Here is a 21,877-nt window from a genome sequence, read left to right as displayed (position 1 = left end):
TCATTCCGGAGGTAAAGCTTCCAATGCGGCCTTCGCCTTGTCGTAGAGCGATTGCGTCTCAGCCTGCTGCTTTCGAAGACCTTCTACAACGGCTGCGGGAGCTTTTGCGACGAAGCCTTCATTGCCAAGCTGCCGTCCTGCCGCTTCCAGTCCCTTGGTCAACTTTGCGATCTCCTTCGTCAGGCGCTCGCGTTCCGCCGGCACGTCGATCTGACGCTCGTAGGTCACGGTCAGGTCGTAGCCCGATCCGGAACGTGCGTTCGCGCCGCCTGGCGCCTCCGATGCGAACTCTACGTCACTGACACGCGCCAAGCGTGCCAGCATGTCGCGGTTGGCGTCGGCGAGCGCGAGGATGCGGTTGTCGCCGTGTAGGACGACTGGGGCAGCTTCTTTCTCGGGGATGCCGAGCTCCTTACGCAGACCGCGGATCGTCACGATCAGCTCCTGCAGCGTGTCGATGGCGGCCACAGCCGTGTCGTCAGCAGGGTAGTCGGCTGCCTGCGGAAATCGGGTCAGTGCGATGGACTTCGCCGGTGGCGCGCCCTCGTACAGGCTGTTCCAGATCTCTTCCGTCAGGAAGGGCATGAACGGTGACAGCAGCCGCAGCGAGGCTTCAAAGACACCAACGAGTCCGGCGAGCGAAATGGCCGTCTCAGGATTCTGAATCGGCTCTTCGCCCTCGACCGGCTCGGGGAAGTCCAGGCGCAGCTTGACCAGCTCCAGGTACCAGTCACAGAACTCTCCCCAGAAGAACTGGTAGACAGCATTCGCAGCTTCGTCGAAGCGATAGTCCGTGAGCGCGCGATCGACTTCCGCGCAGACGGCACGCAGGCGCGCGAAGATCCAGCGCGTCTCGATCGGGGTGATCTCCGGCAGGGCGCTCACGGTCATGGCCGCGCCCATCTTCATCTTGTAGCCGGAGAGCTTCGCACGCTCGACCTGCATGAAGAGGAAGCGCGCCGCGTTCCAGATCTTGTTGGCGAAGGCGCGATACCCTTCGGTGCGCGCTTCGCTGAATGCGATGTCGGTACCGGGCGAAGCCTGCGATGCCAGCGTGAAGCGAACCGCGTCCGTGCCGAAGCGCTCAATGATCTCAATGGGATCGACGACGTTGCCCTTGGTCTTGGACATCTTCTGGCGGTCGGCATCGCGGACCAGCGCGTGGATGTAGACCTCACGGAAGGGAACCGCATCCTTCAACCCGCGCTTGCTGCCGTCGGGCATCGGCAAGTCCAGCATGAAGTGGGTTCCCAGCATGATCATACGGGCGACCCAGAAGAAGAGGATGTCAAAACCGGTGACGAGCAGGTCGGTGGGATAGAACTTACTCGTATCGACCGAAGGCTCCGGCCAGCCGAAGACCGTGAACGGCAGCAGGCCACTGCTGAACCACGTATCAAGAACGTCGGTCTCTTGCTGCATCTCCGCGTGGTCGCAGCTGCCGCAACGTTCCGGCCGCGTGCGCGAGACGCAGGTGGTCTCGCACTGCGGGCAGTAATAAGCCGGGATGCGATGGCCCCACCAGAGCTGGCGGCTGATGCACCAGTCGTGAATGTTCTCCATCCAGTTCATGTACGTCTTCTCGTACATGGGCGGCGTGAACTTGACGTGTCCCTCTTTGACCGCGGCGATGGCCTTGTCGGCGAGCGGCTGAATCTTGAGGAACCACTGCATCGAAAGGCGCGGCTCAATGACGGCGCCGCTGCGCTGCGATGTCGCAATGGCGAGCGTATGGTCCTTTATGTCGACGAGCAGACCCAACGCGTCCAGGTCGGCAAGGATCTTCTCGCGCGCAGTGTAGCGATCCATGCCGTGGTACGGCGAGCCCTGCAGGTCAATGTGAGCGGTCTCGTCCATGATGACCAGGTTGGCCAGCTTGTGGCGCTTGCCGATCTCGTAGTCGTTGGGATCGTGTGCCGGCGTGACCTTCACGGCGCCGGTGCCGAACTCGGGCTTGGCCCAGTCGTCTGCGAGGATCGGAATCTCGCGGTCCGTGAGCGGCAGCTTAACCGTCTTGCCAACGAAGCTGGTGTAGCGTTCGTCAGTCGGGTTCACGACAACTGCAACGTCGCCCAGCATCGTCTCCGGACGCGTGGTCGCGATGACAATGGAGCCCGTGCCATCGGCGAACGGGTAGCGCAGGTGATAGATCTTGCCGACCGTCTCCTTGTGCTCGACCTCGAGGTCGGACACGGCAGTCTGCTGCACGGGATCCCAGTTCACGATGTAGCTGCCGCGATAGATCAGGCCCTGCTCGTACAAACGCACGAAGGCTTCGGTCACGGCGGACGAGAGGTTCTCATCCATGGTGAAGTACTCACGTCCCCAATCGACGCTGGCGCCCAGGCGGCGCATCTGCCCGGTGATGGCACCACCGTACTGTGCCTTCCAGTCCCACACGCGGCTCAGGAAGACCTCGCGGCCCAATTGCTTGCGGTCAGTACCTTCGCTCTTGAGCTGCTTCTCCACCATCATCTGGGTGGCAATGCCGGCATGGTCGGTGCCGGGAATCCACACACTCTCTTCGCCGCGCATGCGATGCCAGCGCGCAAGGATGTCCATCTCAGTCTGGTTGAGCATGTGACCCATGTGCAGGCGACCCGTAACGTTGGGCGGCGGCAGCAGCATGACGAACGGCTTGCCAGTGGCTTCGGCATTCGCAGGGGTGTTGAAGAGCTTTTCTGTGACCCAGAAATCGGCCCATTTTTGTTCAATGGCGGCGGGGTCGTAGGCTTTTGGGAGTTCGTTGGGCATGTCCTATCTAGGATAGGTCACTTGCGGAATTCATGAACTTCCACCCACAAAAAAGGTCGTTGACAACCAGTTTCAGAGGGCAATATAGTCCGCGTCGCTTCCACACAGACTGCGGAGAAGTTATGAACTTTAAGAACGACAGTGCCTTGCGAATTGTCGCGCCCTTTGTGCTCGCGCTTGGCACCGCGCATGTTGGTCTCGCGCAAACGCTCTATGGCGGCCTGACCGGCGTCGTAACTGACCCCACCGGAGCGACGGTTCCCGGAGCAAAGGTAACGGCGACCAATCCTGCCACGGGCCTTACGCGTACGGATGCTGCCGATAACTCGGGGACGTACCAGTTCACAGATTTGCCGCCTGGCAACTACGACGTCACAATCGCCGCACCAGGTTTCGGCACTGCTACTTCGAAGGCGGTCCCGATCAGCGCGAACCAGTCGCGTCGTTTCGACACGGTGTTGACGGTCGGCAATGTGTCGCAGACCGTTGAGGTGAACACCGCTCCACCTGCACTGCAGACCGAGCGCGCGGATGTGAACTACGAGATCACCCCGACCCAAGTGCAGGAACTACCGACAACGTCTACCGCGGGCCGCAACTTCCAGGGACTCTATCGCCTGATTCCGGGTGTTCCACCGCCGGTCGAGAACAACTCGCAGGCCGGCAACCCTGGTCGTACGCAGGCTGTTACCGCCAATGGCATCGTCAACACGGTGAACTCTACGAAGATTGATGGCGCGGCCGTAGGCTATCCGTGGTTGCAGTCGATCGTCGCGTACATCCCGCCGACGGACTCCATCGAATCCGCGAATATCGTGACGAATAGCTTTAACGCCGAACAGGGAGCAGCCGGCGGTATCGCTGCGAACCTGATCGTCAAGAGCGGTACGAATCACTTCCATGGAAGCGCGTGGGAGTACAACTCCATCGCGCAGTTCAATGCGCGCCAGTACTTCACTCGCGTCAGCACGACACCTGTGCTGCCAAAGAACATCTACAACGAGTTCGGCGGCAATATCGGCGGACCCATCCTCAAGGACAAGCTGTTCTTCTTCTTCGGCTACAACCGTGTCTCGCTGCGGCAATTCAAGACCGGTGGCGCGATGAACGTGCCACTAGCCGCACTGCGGGGTGGTAATTTCGCCGGCACAGGCGTGACCATCTACGACCCAACCACCGGTAACGCAAATGGATCTGGTCGTACGCCTTTCCCTGGCAACATCATTCCTGTGGGGCGCCTAAGCCCGGCGACGCAGAAGATCCTGGCGTTGCTGCCGACCGAGAAGGTGAACGCTATCTCCGGTAACTACCCCGGCGGGGCCGTTCTTGCGTATGACCGCGCATCGTACGATGCCAAGGTCAGCTTCAATCCGACCTCCAGGACGACGTTCTTTGGACGCTATTCGATCGGGCGTTCGAACATCACGGACCCGCCGGCACTCGGTGCAGCGATTGGCAACACATGGGATGGTGGTCAGCCCGGCACCGCGCCGGGTACGATCCAGAACATCGGACTTGGTGCGACACACTCGTTCACACCGAACTTCCTTATCGATGCGAATGCGGGCTTTGTTCGCATCAACCTTGCCGCTCGCGCGCCTGACTATGGATCCAATCTCGGAACCGACGTGCTTGGCATTCCGGGCACGAACGGACCCACACCGTTCCAGTCCGGCCTGCCCGGATTTCTCCCCACCGGCTTGTCCAGCTTCGGTAACTACATCCAGTCCAATCCATTCCAGTTCCGCGACGCGCAGTATGTCGGCAACCTGAATGGGACGTACATCAAGGGCAAGCATTCCTTCCGCTTTGGCGGGGAGTATGTGCATTCTGCCATCAATCACCTGCAGGCCAATAACGCCGGACCACGTGGTCAGTTCACCTTCACCGGTGGTGTCACAGGCAATAACAGCGGCGTTGCCGCCGACGGTCCAAACTACTACCGTGCTGTTGCGGATATGTTGCTGGGCCTGCCTCAGGCCATCGGCAAGACGGTGCAACTCTTCCAACCGAACGGGCCGCGCTTTTCCGTCTTCAGTTTCTATGCGCAGGATACCTGGAAGGCTACGCCGAACCTTACCATCAACTATGGTTTGCGCTACGAGTACTATCCCTTTGCGAATCGCGACCATACCGGTGTGTTCCGGTTCGACCCGGCCACCAGCAACGTCCTGATCGGTGGACGTGGCAATACCCCCACAGACACGGGCGAGAATGTGGGACACGGACAGGTCGTTCCGCGCTTTGGTATCAACTACCGCATTAATGAAAAGACCGTCATTCGCGCAGGTGGTGGCATTACTGTCGATCCCGAAAACTATCGATTCTTCCGCGATTCTTATCCGGCACTGATTACCCTGAATAACACCGGCGCCAATAACTATGTTGCTGCCGGCGCACTCACCGCTGCGAATGCTGGTGCGCCGGGTATGAATACGCTCCCCAGCGGAACATTGGGTGTTGGTATTCCAACAGTCAATATTCCGGATATCTCAAGCGGTGTGGTGCCATTGCCCTTCAACTACACCACGCAGACGGCTCCGCAGAAATGGCGTCGCGGCTATATCGAGGCGTATAACCTCTTCATCGATCGGGACATCGTCAAGGATGTCGTGGTGAATCTTGGTTATGTCGGGACACACCATGTTCGACAGGTACTTGGTATCGACATCAATGCAGGTGGCGTAAGTCCCCTCGGCTCGGCCAGCCGCCCCTTGTTCGCGAATGCCAGTGCGCCGGGCGGTGCTCTGCGCTATACGGGAACGATCCTGAATGTGCTGCCGGCCGGCGATGAGGAATATTCCGGCATGCAGTTGCAGGTCAGCGATCGTCAACTGCAGTCGCTGCAATTCGGCTACAGCTATACGTGGTCGCACTACCTGAACTACTGGGATGCAGACTCCACGCTGGGCACGCCGGCGTTCAGTACGCCGGCTCTCTACAAACGTAACTTCGCCTCATCCGGTTTCGATCGCACGCACATGAACGTCCTTTGGACGGTCTACAAACTGCCGTTTGGCAGGGGACGTCAGTTCCTCAACTCCGGCTTCGTGGGCAGCCTGGTAGGGGGATGGGACCTGAACACAATCACCACTTATTACAGCGGCAAACCTTTCCAGATCACCGACAGTTCGCAGGCCGGTAATGGCGACACCGTGGTGCCGAACCAACTCTCGCAACCGGTACGGGCGGGTACGAGGTATCAGGCCGGATCGAGTGTCTATCCGTACTACATTCAGAACCAGGGAAACTACACCAAGCTGCCGAACGCCGTTGCGAATGGTAACGTGGGCCGCAATACGGTACGTGGCCCCGGTTACTTCAACCTTGATGTGGGACTTACGCGTAACATCCCTATCTATCGGGAGTTTGCGATCGTCCTCAAAGCGGAGTCATTCGATGTGACGAATACACCGCAATGGAGCCAACCAGTCGCCAATGTCAATGACAGTGGCTTCGGCCAGATTCAGAGCGTGCTCTCAACCTCGAACCGTACGCTGCGATTCAGCGGCCGGATATCGTTCTAGGAACGCAACGAAAAGGGCCCGCATCTCGCCGAGGTGCGGGCCCTTTTCGTTCCAGTGAAAGCGCTCAGTCTGCCGCGTGATCGGCCGCGTGGTCTTCACCGGACCAGATGCGCTGCGACGTCCAAGCTTCAGGTGGTCCGGTCCAGAAGGGATCGTCCGGGGAAAGGCCGAGCGGCAGGAATGCGGTCGTGCAGAGGTAAAGGCTGCCGGTCGAGATGTATGTCTCGCCCAGCGACGGCTGATGGCCAGCGAGACCGATGGTGAGCCAGCCTTTCGCATCAAAGGTTTTGGGAGCGAGCATCGTTCGTTTAATCACCGCATTCAGGGCACAACGCGCCTGCCCTGGCGAAAGAGTTTCGGGAAGTCGTTTGCGCAAGGCGGCATCGGCCAAGTGGTGAAAGGCGCCGCAACGGTAGGTGATGGAGCGGCCAATAGCAGGGAAGCTGCCATCTGCATTGATGCTGCGTTCCTGCAGGCTCGCGAACCTTCTCGACCGGGCTGCCATGGGCGCTTTCATAGCCGCCCAGGCTGCTTGCTGATCGCCGACAGCGTCCAGAATAGCCGCCAGAAATGGGTGGATGACGTAGGAGTTGTAGTTGTCCGCGTGGAAGTGCGGACCGTCGCCATAGATGCCGTCGCCAAGGAACCATGAGTCGTGTTCCCGCAATGCGTAATCGACGCGCTCACTGTCCCATTCCTCGCCCAGCAGGTGCAGGCAAGCCTCCACCATGGCGGCGAAGAGCAGCCAGTTGTTGAAGGGCGGCGTCTGCTTGCGGGTGGCGCGTAGAGCATCTCCAAGTTGCTTTTTGGAAGTTGCCGGAAGGGACTGCAGCAGGGTCCTCGGCGCACGTGCCATTGCCAGGGACAGAAAGCCTGCGTCGACGATGGTCTGCCGTGCCAGGCCGAAGCGCAGGTAGGAAGGCGCGACGGGGTCAACCGCCCTTGCGATGGCTTGCTGCGCCAACGCCGCGTAGCGGCTCCTCACCGATTCGTCATCCCCTGTCAGCGATCCGTTTTCGAGCCACGGCGCAACACCGGAGAGCGTTCTGCCAAGTGCCTCTAACGGTGACACGCCGCGCCGGTCGGCCTCTTGTCCCGGCGCCGCTTCAACAGGCATCGCCTGGAAGAGCGTTCCCCCGGCTGCAGACCGCAGGACGGGGTCAACGATCTTGACGAGGAGGCGTGTCCAGTCCTGCCGAATTGCAGGGCCGGCCTTGGTGACTGGTCCTGTGGCTGGCTCGGAGGCGTGAAGATGAGGGCTGATCTGGGGGGTAAAAAGAGCGGCCGTCGCTCCCATCGCGCCTTTGACTAGCTTCCTGCGATCCAAGGAAATCTCCTTAGCGGAACAACAGCGGTGTGAAGTCAATCAGATCATCGCGCCAGACCATCCATGTGTGCATGCCGGGGGTGTCGCGTGTTTTGATGTCTTTCGCCTTCAGGTTGTCCTTCGCCCAAAGGCCGAAGGCGCGATTAACGGTAATCAAACCGTCTTCGGTGCCGCAGCTCTGCCAGAAGAGCTTCAGTGGCTGCTGCGTCTTTGCGTTCGGCACGATGGTGGCGAAGCCCGCGGCGTAGGTTGCTGCGTCAATCGTTACCCCTGGACGCGTTGCGGGTAGTGTTGGTGCCGAGATGGCCGAGGAAAATGCGCCGACGTAGGCGAAGGTCTCCGGGTGATTCAGGCCGGTGTAGATGCTGTGGCCGCCGCCCATGCTGAGGCCAGCGATGGCGCGATGATCGCGGTCGCGGGCAATGTTGAAGCGGGCTTCGGCCATTGGGATGATCTCGTGCAACAGCTGGTCGCTGAAGGCCTGCTGATTCTCAAAGAGCAGATTGCCCACGCGGTTCCAGCCTGCGGTGACGATGTGCATCGTGCCGTAGCCTAACGGCATTACGACAACCATGGGAACAATCTTGCCGTCGTGCAGCAGGCTGTCCAGAATCAGATTGGCCTGTCCGGCCTCAACCCAGCCATTGGCCGCATCGCTGTAGCCGTGGTTCAGATAGAGAACGGGGTACTTATCCTTACGCTTCGCGTCATAGCCTGGCGGCGTGTAGATCCACATGTCACGGTCGCCGGTGTCGCCATCGTCGATCTTCGCCAGCTTCGAACGGTAAAGGATATGAGCGACTTCTCCGTGCGGAATATCAGTACGGTCCCACGGTTTAGGTGAGGCGGCGGACACGTGAACGACAGTGGTCGGGCTCAGCAGGTTGGGACGTACTGTGGCGTTGTGCGGATCGAGCGCGCGCTTGCCGTCGACGGCGAAAGTGTAGCCGTAGAACTCTGGCGTCATCGGCGTCGTAGTGGTCTCCCACACGCCGCTGGCATTCTGCGTTAAGGCGATTGGCTTTGGATTGCCTTCAATCGTCACAGTCACGGCCTTCGCTCCGGCAGCTTCGTAACGAAGAGTGACGGTGCCATCAGGATGGACCTCTGGTGAAACGACAGGTGTTGCGGCTACCTGCCCCTGCGCTGCAGATGGTGTCGCGGGTGCCTGACCATGAAGACGATTTGCAGAATTAACAAACGCCAGCGATAGCACGGTAGCTACAGAAAAAAGACGGTTCATAGCGTCAATGACACCTCAGCTTGGATGGTAGTCGCCGAACTATACTAAACGCCGCAGGCGGGCACATGCACCGAACGATGATGCAAGGCGAACGAAAAGACGAACGCCCGGATCCAGGCTCAGAGAAGCGACACCTGCCGGATAACAGATCCTTCTTTGGGGTGATCGCGAGCCTCATTCAGCGAAAAGGCACGTTCCGCCGATCTTCGATTGTTCTCGTAAACGCAATTGCAAATCTCCGGACCTTCCCGGAGATCTTCAAGCTCCTCCGTAAAGAGCCGTTCTTTGAGGCCTTGCGTACCAACCCCCGGCTGGTAGTTCGTTGCCTGACGCCGGATTACCTCGTGCGTGGATTCACAGTGGGAGTTGGCGCCCGATGTTTTCTGCATCATCACCGTCGATTGCAAGGCACTCTACCGACCGACCTGGTGCGGCAGCTCATGCTGGGGCAGGTCACGTTGTTCGAAACCACAGACGAGAATGCTCACATCAGCATAACGATCGGTCAGACCAGGCCTCTCCACGACAAAGAGGGGGAACTGGACATCAAGCTGTGTGTAGAAGGGAAGACCGTGTTCCTTCTTTCGTTCACCGTCGTTCCCGGCGCAGTGGCAGGTTCCGAAGCGGGGGAGATTATGCTTATCTCTCGCATGCAGGGCGTTGCCGGTTGTTACTCGGAGATCAAGCTGGCACGGAAGGTGCTGGCAGATGTCGCTCCGAACGCGCTGCTGCTGGCGGCGATGCAAGGGATTGCCATGTCACTCGGCATCGAGGTTCTCGCCAGCGTCAGTTCGCACCAGCAGAACGCCTATCGTGAGGAAGTGGCGGATCGGCTGCACCGAAACTATGAAGAGTTCCTGGGAGAGCTTGGCATTGAAAAGAACGCCGCAGGATTTCTTGTGAGCGTGATCCCGATCCCCGAAAAGCCGATGACGAGCATTAAGACGGGACATAAGCTCAGGACGAAAGAAAAACGCGCGACCAAACTAGCGGTAAGGGATGCGTGTCACGATTTCTTTCGGGCTCGCATCGTGGGAGAACATACCGCTAAGATCCGACTAATCCACGACAACCCAGAGGTGCGGCAAGCCTCAGCAACCGAGAGCCCCATTTAGTCGCCGCTATCGTCGAAACCGACGAAATGGTCTTCTCTAAGCCAGGAACCGTTGATGGAATGGGCTCCCGATCTAATCTTCAACAGGCTTTTTGTTCTGCTGCTCGCTTAGCGATTCAAGCTGGCGACGCCAGTCGAGCTCGTCCACGAAGCCCCGCTTGGAGCGCCAGTCATCCTTGACCTTCACGAAGAGTTCGAGGAAGACTCGGGTGTCCAGCAGAGCCTCAATCTCCTTGCGCGCGGCGGTGCCAATCTGCTTCAGCATGGTGCCTTGCTTGCCGATCAGGATGGCCTTTTGTCCTTCGCGCTCGACGAAGATGGCCGCTGCGATCTTTGTCACGGGCAGCTTGGGCGGAAGCTTGTCGGTCGAGCGCGGCTTACGTTGCGGACCGGGTTCTTCCCACTTCTCAATGACCACTGCGGAAGCGTAGGGAACTTCTTCGCCGGTATAGAGCAGTATCTTTTCGCGAATCAACTCAGCCGCCAGGAAGCGCATGGGCTGGTCCGTGAGCTGGTCTTCCGGGAAGTAACGTTCGCCCGCAGGCAGGCGCTCGACGACCTTATCCAGCAGGGTGTCGAGACCATCTTTCTTCGCGGCAGAGATCAGGATCGTCTCGGCGAAGTCATGTTTCGTGGACCAGTGTGTGATCAGCGGCAGCAGGTCCTCGCGCTTCACCAGGTCGATCTTGTTGAAGACGAGCATGACCGGGCATGTGACATTGCGCAGCAGGCTTAGAGCGAAGGCGTCTTCAGCAGCAGAAAGTGCGCGCTTGTCCTCGCCGGGCGTGGGCGACTTGCCCTCGATGCGCGGCTTCGGCTCATGGATACGGTGCGTTGCGTCAACGAGGAAGAGGATGACATCGCGACCTTCGAGGGCGTCGTGAACCTCCTGCATCATGCGCTTGTCGAGCTGCGACGATGGCTTGTGTACGCCGGGTGTGTCGACCAGGATGACCTGGGCGGCCGGTAGCGCAGGCTGCGTCTTGGACTTCGGTTTTGCGGGTTGTTCCAGAACGCCGAGAATGCGTGTGCGCGTGGTCTGGGCCTTGTGCGTCACGATCGCCAGCTTCTCGCCCAGCAGTGCATTTAACAGCGTGGACTTACCGGCGTTGGGCCGGCCAATGATCGAAACGAATCCAGAACGAAGTGCCATCCGTCTAGTGTATGCCGCGCAGCACAGCGTTCCGAGTATCCTTGCTCGCAGGAGACTCGTGATTGTGGAGACAAACGACTGACTGACGCCATCCTGCCGCCGGATGACCTGGCAAGAACGCTCGCGATCGTGATGGCGGACGCGCCCGGTCTGCAGCACATTGGCCTTGTGGGCGACACCTACACGGTGCTGCTTTCGGGCAAGGACACTGCAGGGAAGTTCTGCCTGATCGATATGCATATTCCGCCGGGCGGCGGCCCAGCGCTGCACCGGCACGATTTTGAGGAGACGTTCGTTCTATTGGAGGGCGAGATGGTTGCGACCTTCCGTGGCGAAAAGTCGACGGTGAAGACCGGGCAGACCGTGCACATTCCGGCGAACGCACCGCACATGTTTCACAATGCTTCGGATGGGAACGTGCGGCTTCTCTGCATGTGCGTGCCGGCCGGACTGGAGGAGTTCTTTGCGCAGATCGGTGTACCGGTTGCCACGCGGACGACGCCACCACCTGAGCCAACTCCGGAGGAGATGCAGGTCTTCCTCAAGAGGGCAGGCGAGCTGGCGCCGAAGTTTAAGACCGAGCTGTTGAAAGAAGCCTAGAAGCCCGACGCGTAAGCACCCGAATCTGTGGAGCACGCGATCCGTGCAGCACCCTAATCTGCGTGTAGGTCTTAGTCTTCGCTAGGGTCGGGGGGTGGCAGCGTTCGTACGCGGACGCGTGTCACCAGTCGCGACGTCGCGGAAAGCACGTCAATGTGCAGGCCGTCCGCTTCGATGACTTCGCCGGGTAGTGGAATATGGCCGGCGAGTTCCGAGACAAGGCCGCCGACCGTGCTGGCTTCGAGATCCGTGCGCAGACGGAGCGGCTCACGCTCGTCCTCGTCGTTGGCCTTCGAGAGCAGATCGCGCAGGTGGGTCACGTCCATGCTGCCAGGGACGATGTAGGCGCCGTCGTCCTCACGGATAGCTTCGGTGTCTTCGTCATGCTCGTCCTCGATGTTGCCGACGATGGCTTCGATGAGGTCTTCGATGGTGACCAGGCCCGCGACAGTGCCGTACTCATCAATGACGATGCGCATGTGCTGTTTCTCGCTCTGCATCTCGCGGAGGAGTTCGTTGACCTTCTTGGGTTCGGGGACAAACGCGGCGGGACGCTGCATCTCCCGTACTGTGAGGTTACCCGCGTCCGTATCGGCGACCTGGAGCAGATCGTGGGCGAAGGCAATGCCGGTAATCTCATCAACGGTGCCGTGGTACACGGGCACGCGCGAAAACGCGTTGCCTTGAAGAACCGTGGTGAACTCTGCGAGGGTCATGGTGTCGTGTACGGCGAACATTTCAGGCCGTGGCGTCATGACCTCGCGCACCACCATGTCGCCGAATTCGACCACGCTGCGGACGAGAGCACGATCGCTTTCTTCCAGGATGCCTTCTTCCTCACCCGCTTCCAGCAGCGCGTCGACGCCTTCATCGGGATGGTCTTCCGTGGCCTCGCTGTCGTGCTCGGCAAGCGAAGCGATGGAGAGGAGCAGGCCAAGGAAGAGCGTGATCGGCAGCACGATATAGAAGAGTGCCTGCAGCACGTAGCGAATGCGCGAGACCCACTCGCCGCGTGTGCGTGCGAAAAGCACCTGCGGCAGCATGCGATCGAACAGGATGATGATCAACGCGAGTTCGGCGAGTGTTTCCGCATAAAGCACCCAGGTGCTGTTCGTGGCGGAGGTGAAGCGCCGCACGCCGAGGATGAGTGCGATCGAAGCAAGCGACGTCTGTCGCAGGATTGAGGCGGACAAGGCCACGGAGTCGCGTGAGAGGCCGAAGCGAGGCTCGATACCATCAACCCACGCATCCAGGTTGTCCTGGTACTCGCGAGCAAGAAACTTGCCCATCTCCGAATAGACGCGATCTGCGTAAGACGCCACCGTCAGGACGAAGAGCAGTCCCGCGATCAAGAGCACGGAGAGGAAGTTCATCGTGCGGACCTCTTCTTAGTAGCTGCTTTCTTTGTGGCGGACTTCTTCGCCGTGCCTGTGGCATTCGCAGCGGACTTGATCCCACGTCTCAGAGTCGAGACGTGGGGCACCCGCTTCCTGGGTGTTTCCTTAAGGCCCGGGAGCCCCTGATCCTGAAGCGATGTAGATTTCTCGATGACCTTCAACTTCTTTGGGGCTAGGAGCGTGCGTTCGATCAGGCCGGCGGGTAGTTTCAGTTCTGCGCGAAGATCACTTTCCAGCGAACGCATCTCGCCCTTGTCGACTTCGTGATCGTGGCCGGCGAGGTGCAGCACGCCATGCAGGATCAGGATGCGAAGCTCTTCGTCCAGCGTGTGTCCATGCTCAGCGGCCTGACGCGCGGCTGTCTCAACCGAGACGGCCAGGTCGCCCGCAATCCCCTCGGTGTTTTCGAAGGCCGGAAAGCTGAGTACATCGGTCGGCTTGTTCTTGCGCCGAAAGGTCTGGTTCAGATCCTTCAAGCGCGCATCGTCAGCGAGCAACACGGTGACCTCGCCGCTCAGTCCGGCGGACTTCTGAGCGCGCTTGAGGAAGCGTGCAAGTTCCGGCTTGCGCAGTGCAGTGAAGGCTGCGGCGCCGGTGCCGCTACTGGGAGGTTCGATGACGATCAATCAGCCTCGCTAAAACAAAACAGGAGAGAACGTTGAAGTTCTCTCCTGTGATGCTACCTTGTGGCGCTTCGATCTACTGAGTTTTGCGTACGGGAGGCTGACGTGGGTTGGCTGGAACGGCGCCATCGATAGCAGGCTCGACCAGTCCAAGGGAAAGCTGCTGCTCCTTCTGGTGCGAGTCGTAGGCGCGCACGATGCGCTGTACGAGGTTGTGACGGACCACGTCCTTGTCCTCAAAGTGGCAGAAGCCAACGCCTTCCACACCATTGAGGACGGTCAGCGCCTCCAGCAGGCCGCTGCGTTTTGGGTTGGGCAGGTCGATCTGCGTGAGATCGCCCGTAATGACCGCTCGCGAATTCATGCCGAGGCGCGTGACGAACATCTTCATCTGTTCCTGGGTCGTGTTCTGCGCCTCGTCCATGATGATGAAGGCGTTGGACAGCGTGCGTCCGCGCATGAAGGCAAGCGGTGCGACTTCAATGATGCCCTTTTCCAGGAAGTTGTCGACACGCGCCTTGTCCAGCAGGTCGTAGAGCGCGTCGTACAGAGGCCGAAGATACGGATCAACCTTCTCCTGCAGTGATCCCGGCAGGAAGCCCAGCCGTTCGCCCGCCTCGACGGCAGGACGGACGAGGATGATGCGCTCCACCTTTTTTGCCATCAGCGCGGAAGCTGCCATGGCGACAGCCAGGTAGGTCTTGCCAGTGCCGGCAGGGCCGATGCCGAAGGTCATGTCATTCTGCTCAATGGCCTCGACGTACTTTTTCTGGTTAGGCGAACGTGGATTGACCATGCGCTTCACGCCAGTTGCGGTGCGCTGGCGGCCGCTGTCGACCAGGGATTTCAGGCTTGACGCCGGATCGGCAATCGCGAGCTTGACGAGTGCATGAAGCTCTGGTCCGGCCAGTTGTACGCCGCTGCGGCGCAGGCCGTCGAAGTCCGAGAAGATGCGTTCAACCAGCTCGACTGCGTCTTGTTCCCCTTGTACCACCATGCCGTGCGATCGAAGATCGATCGTGACACCAAGTTCTCTCTCCATCAACCGCAGGTTCTCATCGCGAAGACCGAACAATGCTTCCGTATTGGGCGTGATTTCGAGCGAGCTTTTAACCAACTGGGGCATGCCTCCATGGGGCGGGGGTGCGTTGACAACCGTTAAGTTTTAGACGGAGGTAAGAGGCCGAGCGATTCCTGTGGCACGCTACGGCGCAAATGTTCGCGGTAACGGACGGAACCAGTGGCGGGATGGCGAAGGTCACCAAATCAGCTCGACTTGCGCAGAGAATAGCTCCCGGAAAGACGGTCGTCAAGGAAACAAATGCGGAAAAAGAGGGCCGAAACCCGAAGGCTTCGGCCCCTGAAAGGAATGCTGCAGATTTGAGTTAGAAGCTAAGCCTTCCCGAGAGCTGAATCTGACGCTGCGCGCCCAAACCGACCTGGTTCCCGACGGTCGCCGTGTACTGCCCAAAGGTGCCAATGCCGCTGGAGGCCAGCGAAAATGGGGTACCGGGCTGAATGGTATTTGCGGCGCCGGGTGCGGTCGGAATCGACTGCGGCAGACGAACGGTTCCAGGGTTTGCGAAGTTCGCGTGATTCAGAACGTTGAAGGCATCGGCGGTGAACTTGAACCGCAGACGCTCCGTGAAGACGAATTCCTTGGAGAGTGTCATGTCGATCTGGGCAAGGTTCGGACCGCTCAGATCGTTACGACGCTGGTTGCCGAAGGTGCCTGGAGCCGGTGTAGAGAAGGCCGCTGGGTTCAGGTACTGGATACCATTCTTCAAGTAGGGATTCACCCCAGCGACGCGGTTGGGACGACGGATGTTCCTTGTGTTGCCGCCGCCAGGAGTGTTGATGACAGCGGTCGTCTGAACTGCCGTGCCAGCAAGCACCGGGCTGCTGAAGACCTGGCCCGCGTAGGCTGTGCCGGCGTTGCCGACATAGACCACGTCAGGACGCGTGATCAAAACATCAATCGGCACGCCGCTGCGGAAGTTCACGATGCTACCAATCTGCCATCCACCGGCCACAGTGTTGCCGAGGCCGCCCAGGTCGTACCGCTTTCCTTTGCCAAAGGGCATATCGAAGAGCGCCGTCATGTTGAGGCTGTGACGGACATCATTGATGCCGCGGCCGTATTCAGGAGCCTGGCCATAGATTTGCAGGGGAGCCTGTGAGGTCGTAGCTTCGTTCGATCCTGAAGACGTACCGAGTTCCTTTGCCCAGGTATATTGCGCGCCGAGGGAAACGCCCCGCGTGAAGCGGCGCTGCAATGAGGTCTGCAGTGCGTGATATTGATCGACGCCGCCACTTGTCTTGTAGTCGATCTCTGCGAAGCGTCCGCCATACTGCCGAACAGCCGTGCCCGCGCCGGTGGCCGCATTGGTGGTCACGTTCGTGATCAGGTTCGTGATGGAGCGCAGAAAGAGATTGCGTCCGGTAGACCCGACGTAACCGATCATCATCTGCATGCCGCCGGGCAATTGCTGTTGAACGCTGGCGGTGTAGCTGACGATCTTCTCCGGCACCTTGTAGTTCGGTGCGTACGCACGCGGCTGGTAGCCCAGCGTGGTGCTGTTGATGTCGTAGTTCGCATAGACATCGCTGACCGGGTTGATGGGATAGACCTTGCCCGAAGTCGCCACGCCGCCGGTGTTGGTAAAGGTGCGCGTCACGCGGTCATTCGCCTCCGGCTGAATCTGATCTTCCGTCTGGCCCGGTCCAAAGTACCAGCCACCACCGACACGGACGACAGTGTTGTTGTGCAATGCAGCGGGAGCATACGTGATACCCAACCGGGGTCCAAAGTTCTGCGTGCTCTTGAACCAGTCTCCCGAGTACTTCGTGACAATATTCCCGACGTTCATGTCGAAGAACACATCCTTGTTTCGAGCTTCATGCAGCGGCGAATAGAACTCATAGCGCAGGCCATAGCTCACAGTGAGATTCGGCGTCGCCTTCCACTCATCCTGCGCGTAGCCGATGTAATACGACTGCTTCACCTTGGCATTACCGCTGAGGCCGGTGAAAGGGCTCAGATCGCTCAGGTTGCCGTAGAACGCAATACTGTCCGGAACGTTGTTCTGGAAGTTGGCGAAGCTGTTGTAGGTATAGGTCGTGCCGCCGATCTGGTCGTTGTAGAGCGACAGCGGACGAATCTCCGCTCCGAATTTCAAATTGTGGTTGCCGACGACATAACTCAGATTGTCGATGTACGAGTAGCTCTGGCCCGTGTACGGAGCGCCTACGCCATTAAACGAACTGGAGAGCGAGATGAGCGCGCCCACGTTGGTGATGCCTGCGATGGAAATGCGTGCCGCGCTCAGGTTCGCGTTGGGGCTGGCGCCTGCGATGCCCTGTACGCGCATCTTGATGCCGTTGTAGCCGAACTTCGTTTCATTGAAGAGCCGCGGCGTCCACACCTGGTTGACCGCGAGAACGCCGTTCTGAGGGACTTCTACCTGTCCGAAGGCACTCAAGGACGCGTCCTGGATCTGGCGCGAGGTGCCCTGATCGCGGTTGTAACGGGCATACATGCTGAATCGATCATTGAGCCGATAGTCGAAGCGGATGTGTCCGAAGTCTTCCTGCAAGCGATTCTGGCCAACGCTGATGACACCAGCCGCACCGTTGTTCGCGATGGGAAAAGCGGCCAGCAGCGGAGTGAGCTGCGGGTTAGTGACCAAGGCGCGTTGCGCGGCACTGAGCGTCGTGGAGCTGTACGGCACGGCCCATGTCTGGCGCAGACCCTCGTACACGGCAGCGACGAACAGTTTGTCCTTGATAAGTGGACCACCGACCGATCCCCCGAACTGATTCAGACGGAACTTGGGGGAGTTCGTGACAATTGCGGTGGGCGTGGCCGTGCGGCGGTTGAAGTAGTTTCGCGCGTCGAAGAAATCGTTGCGGACGTACTCGAACGCTGATCCGTGCAGCCGGTTGCCGCCGGACTTCGTCACAAAGCTGATCTGTCCGCCAGTGCCGGTGCCAAGCTCTGCGGGGTAGTTTGAGGAGTCCACACGGAACTCCTGAACAGCCTCAAGCGACTGCTGCAAGCGGAAGAGCGATGCAAGCTCGCCGTTCAGGTTGCCGGGTGTCGTGTCGATGATGCTGGTTGATTCAATGCCGTCCAGACGGATGATGTTCTGTTCGACCGCGCGACCGGAGAAGCGGATGTCGCCAAACTGTCCGCTGCCCGTGTTGGTCGCGCCCGGGGTCAGCAGGTAGAGCTGTGAGATCTGCCGTCCATTGATGGGGAGCTGCTGAATCTCGCGGGTCGGAACGTTTCCTCCGATGCGCGCGGAAGATGTATCCAGATCGATGATGGATCCGGCGTTGACTGTGACGCTCGTCTCCGCGCCAGCCAAAGGCAGGGTCAGATCCATCGTGAGTTCCTGGCCGACCGCCAGTGTCACATTCTTCTGTTCAATCGACGAGAAGCCGTCGCCGGAGACGCGAATATCGTAGGGCGCGGGCGGCAATGAGACTGCGATGAAAAGCCCGTTTGCATTCGTTGTTACGGTTCGGACCTGGCCCGTTGTCTCGTTGGTTATGACGACAGTGGCGTTCGCCACGGAGGCCCCACTCGGATCGTTCACAGTTCCGGTCAGACGAGCTGTCGAGGTCTGGGCTGAGAGTGCGCCAGCCGACAGGCAGGCGATCGCCGCGAGTTGCAGAGAAGAAGTAGAAAATCGGCGTGGGATCATGCCTCTCAGCTTCTGAGCCTCATGTTGAGGGCAGCTTACAAGAGCATGAATACCCAGTTACAGAAGTCGCCTTATGGCGTTATATGTCAAGTTACGGCGTTTTTGTGGCGTGGTATGGCATCTATTACTGCCATTTCGGCATCCGAGTCTCGGCGTCATATGTCGTCGGTAGACATACTCCCTTCATCCGCCATTCTTCTTCTGTTCATGTAGCCGGACGAGCATGAATCCAACGGACACAACTGCAAGGCGCTTTCCAGGTGCGGCAAACGATTGCCGTCATCTGACCGCCTTAGCCATTTCCGTATGAGGAACGATGAAACGACTTACCACACTGGGCGCGATGATGATTGCGTCGACGCTGGTTTCCGCTCCCTCCCACGGGCAGACGAGCACTTCGGCCAAGAAGACGACGACCAAGCGCACCGCGCGAAAGGCTCCTCTCAAGAAGAAGGAGAGCGCAGAGACAATCATGCTGCGCGAGATGCGCGAGAAGCTGGACGCACAGCAGGCGCAGATTGATGCGATGAAGGCGCAACTCTCCGCACGCGACCAGCAGGTACAGACCGCCCAGCAGAGCGTCAACGATGCGCAGACGCAGGCAGCCTCTGCCACCGCAGCAGCACAGCAGGCGCTTACCGCTGCACAGGCCGCAACCATCAAGGCTGACACGCTCGCCACCTCGGTCGATCAGGTCAAGGCCACCGATCAGGGCCTGCAGGAGACTGTGATCGCCAATCAGGCTCGGATTGAAGACGAGGTTCAGTCTCCGACGGCAATCCACTACAAAGGCGTGACCATCACGCCGGTTGCCTTCTTCGCGTTTGAAGGCGTCTGGCGCCAGCGTTCGGTGAACTCCGACATCAACACTCCCTTCAACTCGATCCCGTTCCCCAGTGCGAATGAAGGTCACACCAGTGAACTGAATTTCTCCGGTCGCCAGAGCCGTATCGGTGCCCTGGTCGAGGGCAATGCCGGCAAGTACAAGCTGTCGGGTTACTTCGAAGCGGACTTCCTGGGTACCGGCACCTCGTCGAACAACAACCAGTCGGATAGCTATGTTCTTCGCCAGCGCCAGTTCTGGGGTAAGGCTGAGCGCGGCGGCTTTGGCGTGACGGGTGGCCAGATGTGGTCGCTGGTCACGGAAGACGGTCTAAGCACGAACAACCGCACGGAGAAGCTGCCGAACACCATCGATTCGCAGTACATGGTCGGCTTCTCATGGACGCGCCAGCCGGGCCTTCGCCTGCAGCAACGCTGGGGCACCCCAAAGACGGGTATGTTCACCGCCGCCATGGCGGTCGAACAGGCACAGATCACCAACTTCACTGCAGCGGGCACCATCCCGACCGGCTTCTACTTCGGCGGTATCGGTCAGAATGGCGGTCTGTACAACGCTGCCGGAAACATCGGCGCCGGCAACACGGCCGGGACGGGCGCTATCACGACCTATGCGAACAACGTCGCTCCGGACGTGATCGTGAAGGGCGCGCTCGACTTCACGCATGCTCACTTCGAATTGGGTGGTCTCGGCCGCTTCCTGCGTGATGATTACTTCCCAATCACTGCTTACACCGGAACCGCAGCCGCTCCGACGTACACCTACAGCATGACAATGGCAACGCACACGGCTTCGGCCGGCGGCATTTTCGGTAGCGCGCGTGTGACGCTGAACAAGTATGTTGACGTGGCGGTGCAAGCGATGGGTGGTCAGGGTGTCGGCCGCTACGGCTCCTCGCAGCTTGCCGATGCAACACTGCGCCCGGACATGACTCTTGAACCGATCCGCAACTACCACGGCATGTTCAGCCTGGAGACCCATCCCACGGCGAAGCTGGACGTCTTCGCCTACTACGGCGGCGAATATGCGCAGCGCACGGTGTACACCACGCCGCAGGGTGCTTTGATCGGCTATGGTCCGCGTAACCTGAATAATTCGGGTTGCTACGCTCTGCCGACGAACACCGGCAACGGCAGCGGAACGGCCGGCTCTCTCTCGGCTGTCAGCTGCGCAGCTCCGACCCGTTACATCCAGGAAGGCATGCTGGGCTTCACCTACCGCTTGGCAAGCAGTCCGAAGTTTGGCCGTCTGCAGTATTCGGCGACCTACTCCTACCTGCAGCGCAATCTGTGGTCAGGCACTGCGACAACTGCAGGCTTGACGACAACCGGACCGCGCGCGCTGGACAACATGTTCCACATGGGCATGCGTTACTACATCCCGTAGACCGCGGCGTTTCAGACGGTGAATGAGAGGGGCCGCGTCCGCTCCTCTCATTCATTTTGTCCGAAGACAGCGTTTCCTTTCATCGCGCCGTCACACAGTGACGTAACAATGGCGTTGCAGTACCACCAGTTGTAGGCTGCTGATCAGCAGCATCAGGAGAACGTCCCGAATGAAGATCAAGGTTCTTTCCGCGATTGTCGGCGCAGCCCTGCTGACCGGCTTTGCCGGTGCACAGCAGTTGAACGGCGCGGGCGCCACCTTTCCTAACCCCATCTACTCCAAGTGGTTCAGCGAGTATTCGGCCAGCCATCCCGGTGTGACGATCAACTACCAGTCGGTCGGTTCGGGCGCTGGTATTCGCCAGGCGGGTGACGGCATTGTTGACTTCGGCGCGACTGACGGCCCGATGACCGACGAGCAGATGAATTCTGCGAAGGTAAAGCTCTTTCACATCCCCACCGTGATGGGTGCGGTCGTGCCGACGTATAACCTGCCCGGTATTGGCGAACTGAAGTTCTCCGGCGACATCATTGCGGACATCTACCTGGGCAAGATCACGAACTGGAAAGATGGCCGCATCGCCGCCATCAATCCCGGTGTGAACCTGCCGGACCACCAGATTCTGCCGGTCTACCGTTCGGACGGTTCGGGCACCACCTACATTTGGACGGACTTCCTGTCGAAGAGCTCAACGGACTTTCAGAGCCGTATCGGCAAGGCAACCTCGGTCCGCTGGACGGTGGGTATCGGTCAAAAGGGCAATGAAGGCATCGCTGGCATGGTGCGCAACAGCCCGTATTCCTTCGGCTACGTCGAGCTGATTTACGCGCTGCAGAACAAGATGAACTTCGGAACGGTGAAGAACCCTGCAGGCAAGTTCGTCAAAGCTTCGCCGGAGACGGTTTCGGCCGCTGCCGCTGGCGCTGCCAAGAGCATGCCAAACGACTTCCGCGTGTCGATCACAAACGCCCCTGGTGCAGATTCTTACCCTGTCTCTTCGTTCACCTGGCTGCTGATCCCGACCAAGTCAGCCGATCCGAAGAAGGGTGAAATCCTGCGTGACTTCCTGAAGTGGATGATCGAGCACGGCGAATCCGAGGCTGTGGGCCTTTCGTATGCCCCCCTGCCCACGTCGGTGGCCATGAAGGTGTCCGGCGCGATCAACTACCTGAAATAGAACGTTTTACTCACGTTCCCCGGCCT

At 59.5% G+C, this 21,877-nt stretch carries 13 protein-coding genes; 5 read left to right on the top strand and 8 right to left on the bottom strand.

Going from position 1 to position 21,877, the window contains the following annotated elements:
• Positions 1–2,754: a valine--tRNA ligase gene (locus BLW03_RS05680; RefSeq protein ID WP_074652742.1), complete on the bottom strand. Its 2,754-nt coding sequence runs from the start codon at positions 2,752–2,754 to the stop codon at positions 1–3.
• Between the two features lie 122 nt (positions 2,755–2,876).
• Here BLW03_RS05680 and BLW03_RS05675 point away from each other — a divergent pair, with 122 nt between their 5' ends.
• Positions 2,877–6,281, top strand: coding sequence for a TonB-dependent receptor (locus BLW03_RS05675; RefSeq protein WP_244501974.1), 3,405 nt, complete (start codon positions 2,877–2,879; stop codon positions 6,279–6,281).
• 64 nt (positions 6,282–6,345) lie between these two features.
• Here the strand turns inward: BLW03_RS05675 and BLW03_RS05670 are convergent, their stop codons facing one another.
• Both BLW03_RS05670 and BLW03_RS05665 read right to left on the bottom strand, forming a co-directional pair.
• Entirely contained in the window at positions 6,346–7,608 is a 1,263-nt protein-coding gene (locus BLW03_RS05670; protein ID WP_244501973.1) for a DUF2264 domain-containing protein, read from the bottom strand.
• Positions 7,609–7,618: 10 nt separating this feature from the next.
• Entirely contained in the window at positions 7,619–8,851 is a 1,233-nt protein-coding gene (locus BLW03_RS05665) for an alpha/beta hydrolase-fold protein (protein WP_244501972.1), read from the bottom strand.
• A 65-nt stretch (positions 8,852–8,916) separates the two neighbouring features.
• Between BLW03_RS05665 and BLW03_RS05660 the strand changes: the two genes are divergently transcribed.
• Positions 8,917–9,966, top strand: a complete 1,050-nt coding sequence (locus BLW03_RS05660) for a DUF535 family protein (RefSeq protein ID WP_074652740.1) — start codon at positions 8,917–8,919, stop codon at positions 9,964–9,966.
• Between the two features lie 72 nt (positions 9,967–10,038).
• Here BLW03_RS05660 and era read toward each other — a convergent pair whose 3' ends face one another.
• On the bottom strand, positions 10,039–11,118 hold the full coding sequence (era, locus tag BLW03_RS05655) for a GTPase Era (protein WP_074652739.1): 1,080 nt from the start codon (positions 11,116–11,118) through the stop codon (positions 10,039–10,041).
• 132 nt (positions 11,119–11,250) lie between these two features.
• Between era and BLW03_RS05650 the strand changes: the two genes are divergently transcribed.
• Positions 11,251–11,718 carry a cupin domain-containing protein gene (locus tag BLW03_RS05650; RefSeq protein ID WP_083350350.1) on the top strand — a complete coding sequence of 156 codons (468 nt, stop codon included), beginning with the start codon at positions 11,251–11,253 and terminating at the stop codon, positions 11,716–11,718.
• A gap of 71 nt (positions 11,719–11,789) precedes the next feature.
• Here the strand turns inward: BLW03_RS05650 and BLW03_RS05645 are convergent, their stop codons facing one another.
• The 4 genes from BLW03_RS05645 to BLW03_RS05630 form a co-directional block, all read right to left on the bottom strand.
• The gene (locus tag BLW03_RS05645; RefSeq protein WP_074652737.1) at positions 11,790–13,091 is read right to left on the bottom strand and encodes a hemolysin family protein; all 1,302 of its coding nucleotides are present in this window, start codon (positions 13,089–13,091) and stop codon (positions 11,790–11,792) included.
• Positions 13,088–13,741: an rRNA maturation RNase YbeY gene (gene ybeY, locus BLW03_RS05640; RefSeq protein WP_074652736.1), complete on the bottom strand. Its 654-nt coding sequence runs from the start codon at positions 13,739–13,741 to the stop codon at positions 13,088–13,090. Before ybeY ends, BLW03_RS05645 begins: the two co-directional genes overlap by 4 nt.
• Positions 13,742–13,814: 73 nt before the next feature.
• Positions 13,815–14,855: a PhoH family protein gene (locus tag BLW03_RS05635; RefSeq protein WP_074655792.1), complete on the bottom strand. Its 1,041-nt coding sequence runs from the start codon at positions 14,853–14,855 to the stop codon at positions 13,815–13,817.
• Positions 14,856–15,123: 268 nt separating this feature from the next.
• The gene (locus BLW03_RS05630) at positions 15,124–18,447 is read right to left on the bottom strand and encodes a TonB-dependent receptor (protein ID WP_074652735.1); all 3,324 of its coding nucleotides are present in this window, start codon (positions 18,445–18,447) and stop codon (positions 15,124–15,126) included.
• A gap of 316 nt (positions 18,448–18,763) precedes the next feature.
• Between BLW03_RS05630 and BLW03_RS05625 the strand changes: the two genes are divergently transcribed.
• Entirely contained in the window at positions 18,764–20,674 is a 1,911-nt protein-coding gene (locus BLW03_RS05625) for a hypothetical protein (protein WP_074652734.1), read from the top strand.
• 169 nt (positions 20,675–20,843) lie between these two features.
• Positions 20,844–21,851, top strand: coding sequence for a phosphate ABC transporter substrate-binding protein PstS (gene pstS, locus BLW03_RS05620; protein ID WP_074652733.1), 1,008 nt, complete (start codon positions 20,844–20,846; stop codon positions 21,849–21,851).
• Positions 21,852–21,877: the final 26 nt, after the last annotated feature.

The sequence above is a fragment of the Terriglobus roseus genome (genome assembly GCF_900105625.1).
GTDB lineage: Bacteria > Acidobacteriota > Terriglobia > Terriglobales > Acidobacteriaceae > Terriglobus > Terriglobus roseus_B.
Note: the sequence above shows the minus strand (reverse complement) of the source record. Positions and strands in the feature narration are given on the sequence as shown.

What these genes read in the sequence shown, in the direction of transcription:
- BLW03_RS05680 (WP_074652742.1), bottom strand. Translation starts at nt 2,754, where the DNA reads ATGCCCAACGAACTCCCAAAAGCCTACGACCCCGCCGCCATTGAACAA.
- BLW03_RS05675 (WP_244501974.1), top strand. Translation starts at nt 2,877, where the DNA reads ATGAACTTTAAGAACGACAGTGCCTTGCGAATTGTCGCGCCCTTTGTG.
- BLW03_RS05665 (WP_244501972.1), bottom strand. Translation starts at nt 8,851, where the DNA reads ATGAACCGTCTTTTTTCTGTAGCTACCGTGCTATCGCTGGCGTTTGTT.
- BLW03_RS05660 (WP_074652740.1), top strand. Translation starts at nt 8,917, where the DNA reads ATGCACCGAACGATGATGCAAGGCGAACGAAAAGACGAACGCCCGGAT.
- era (WP_074652739.1), bottom strand. Translation starts at nt 11,118, where the DNA reads ATGGCACTTCGTTCTGGATTCGTTTCGATCATTGGCCGGCCCAACGCC.
- BLW03_RS05650 (WP_083350350.1), top strand. Translation starts at nt 11,251, where the DNA reads ATGGCGGACGCGCCCGGTCTGCAGCACATTGGCCTTGTGGGCGACACC.
- BLW03_RS05645 (WP_074652737.1), bottom strand. Translation starts at nt 13,091, where the DNA reads ATGAACTTCCTCTCCGTGCTCTTGATCGCGGGACTGCTCTTCGTCCTG.
- BLW03_RS05630 (WP_074652735.1), bottom strand. Translation starts at nt 18,447, where the DNA reads ATGATCCCACGCCGATTTTCTACTTCTTCTCTGCAACTCGCGGCGATC.
- BLW03_RS05625 (WP_074652734.1), top strand. Translation starts at nt 18,764, where the DNA reads ATGAAACGACTTACCACACTGGGCGCGATGATGATTGCGTCGACGCTG.
- pstS (WP_074652733.1), top strand. Translation starts at nt 20,844, where the DNA reads ATGAAGATCAAGGTTCTTTCCGCGATTGTCGGCGCAGCCCTGCTGACC.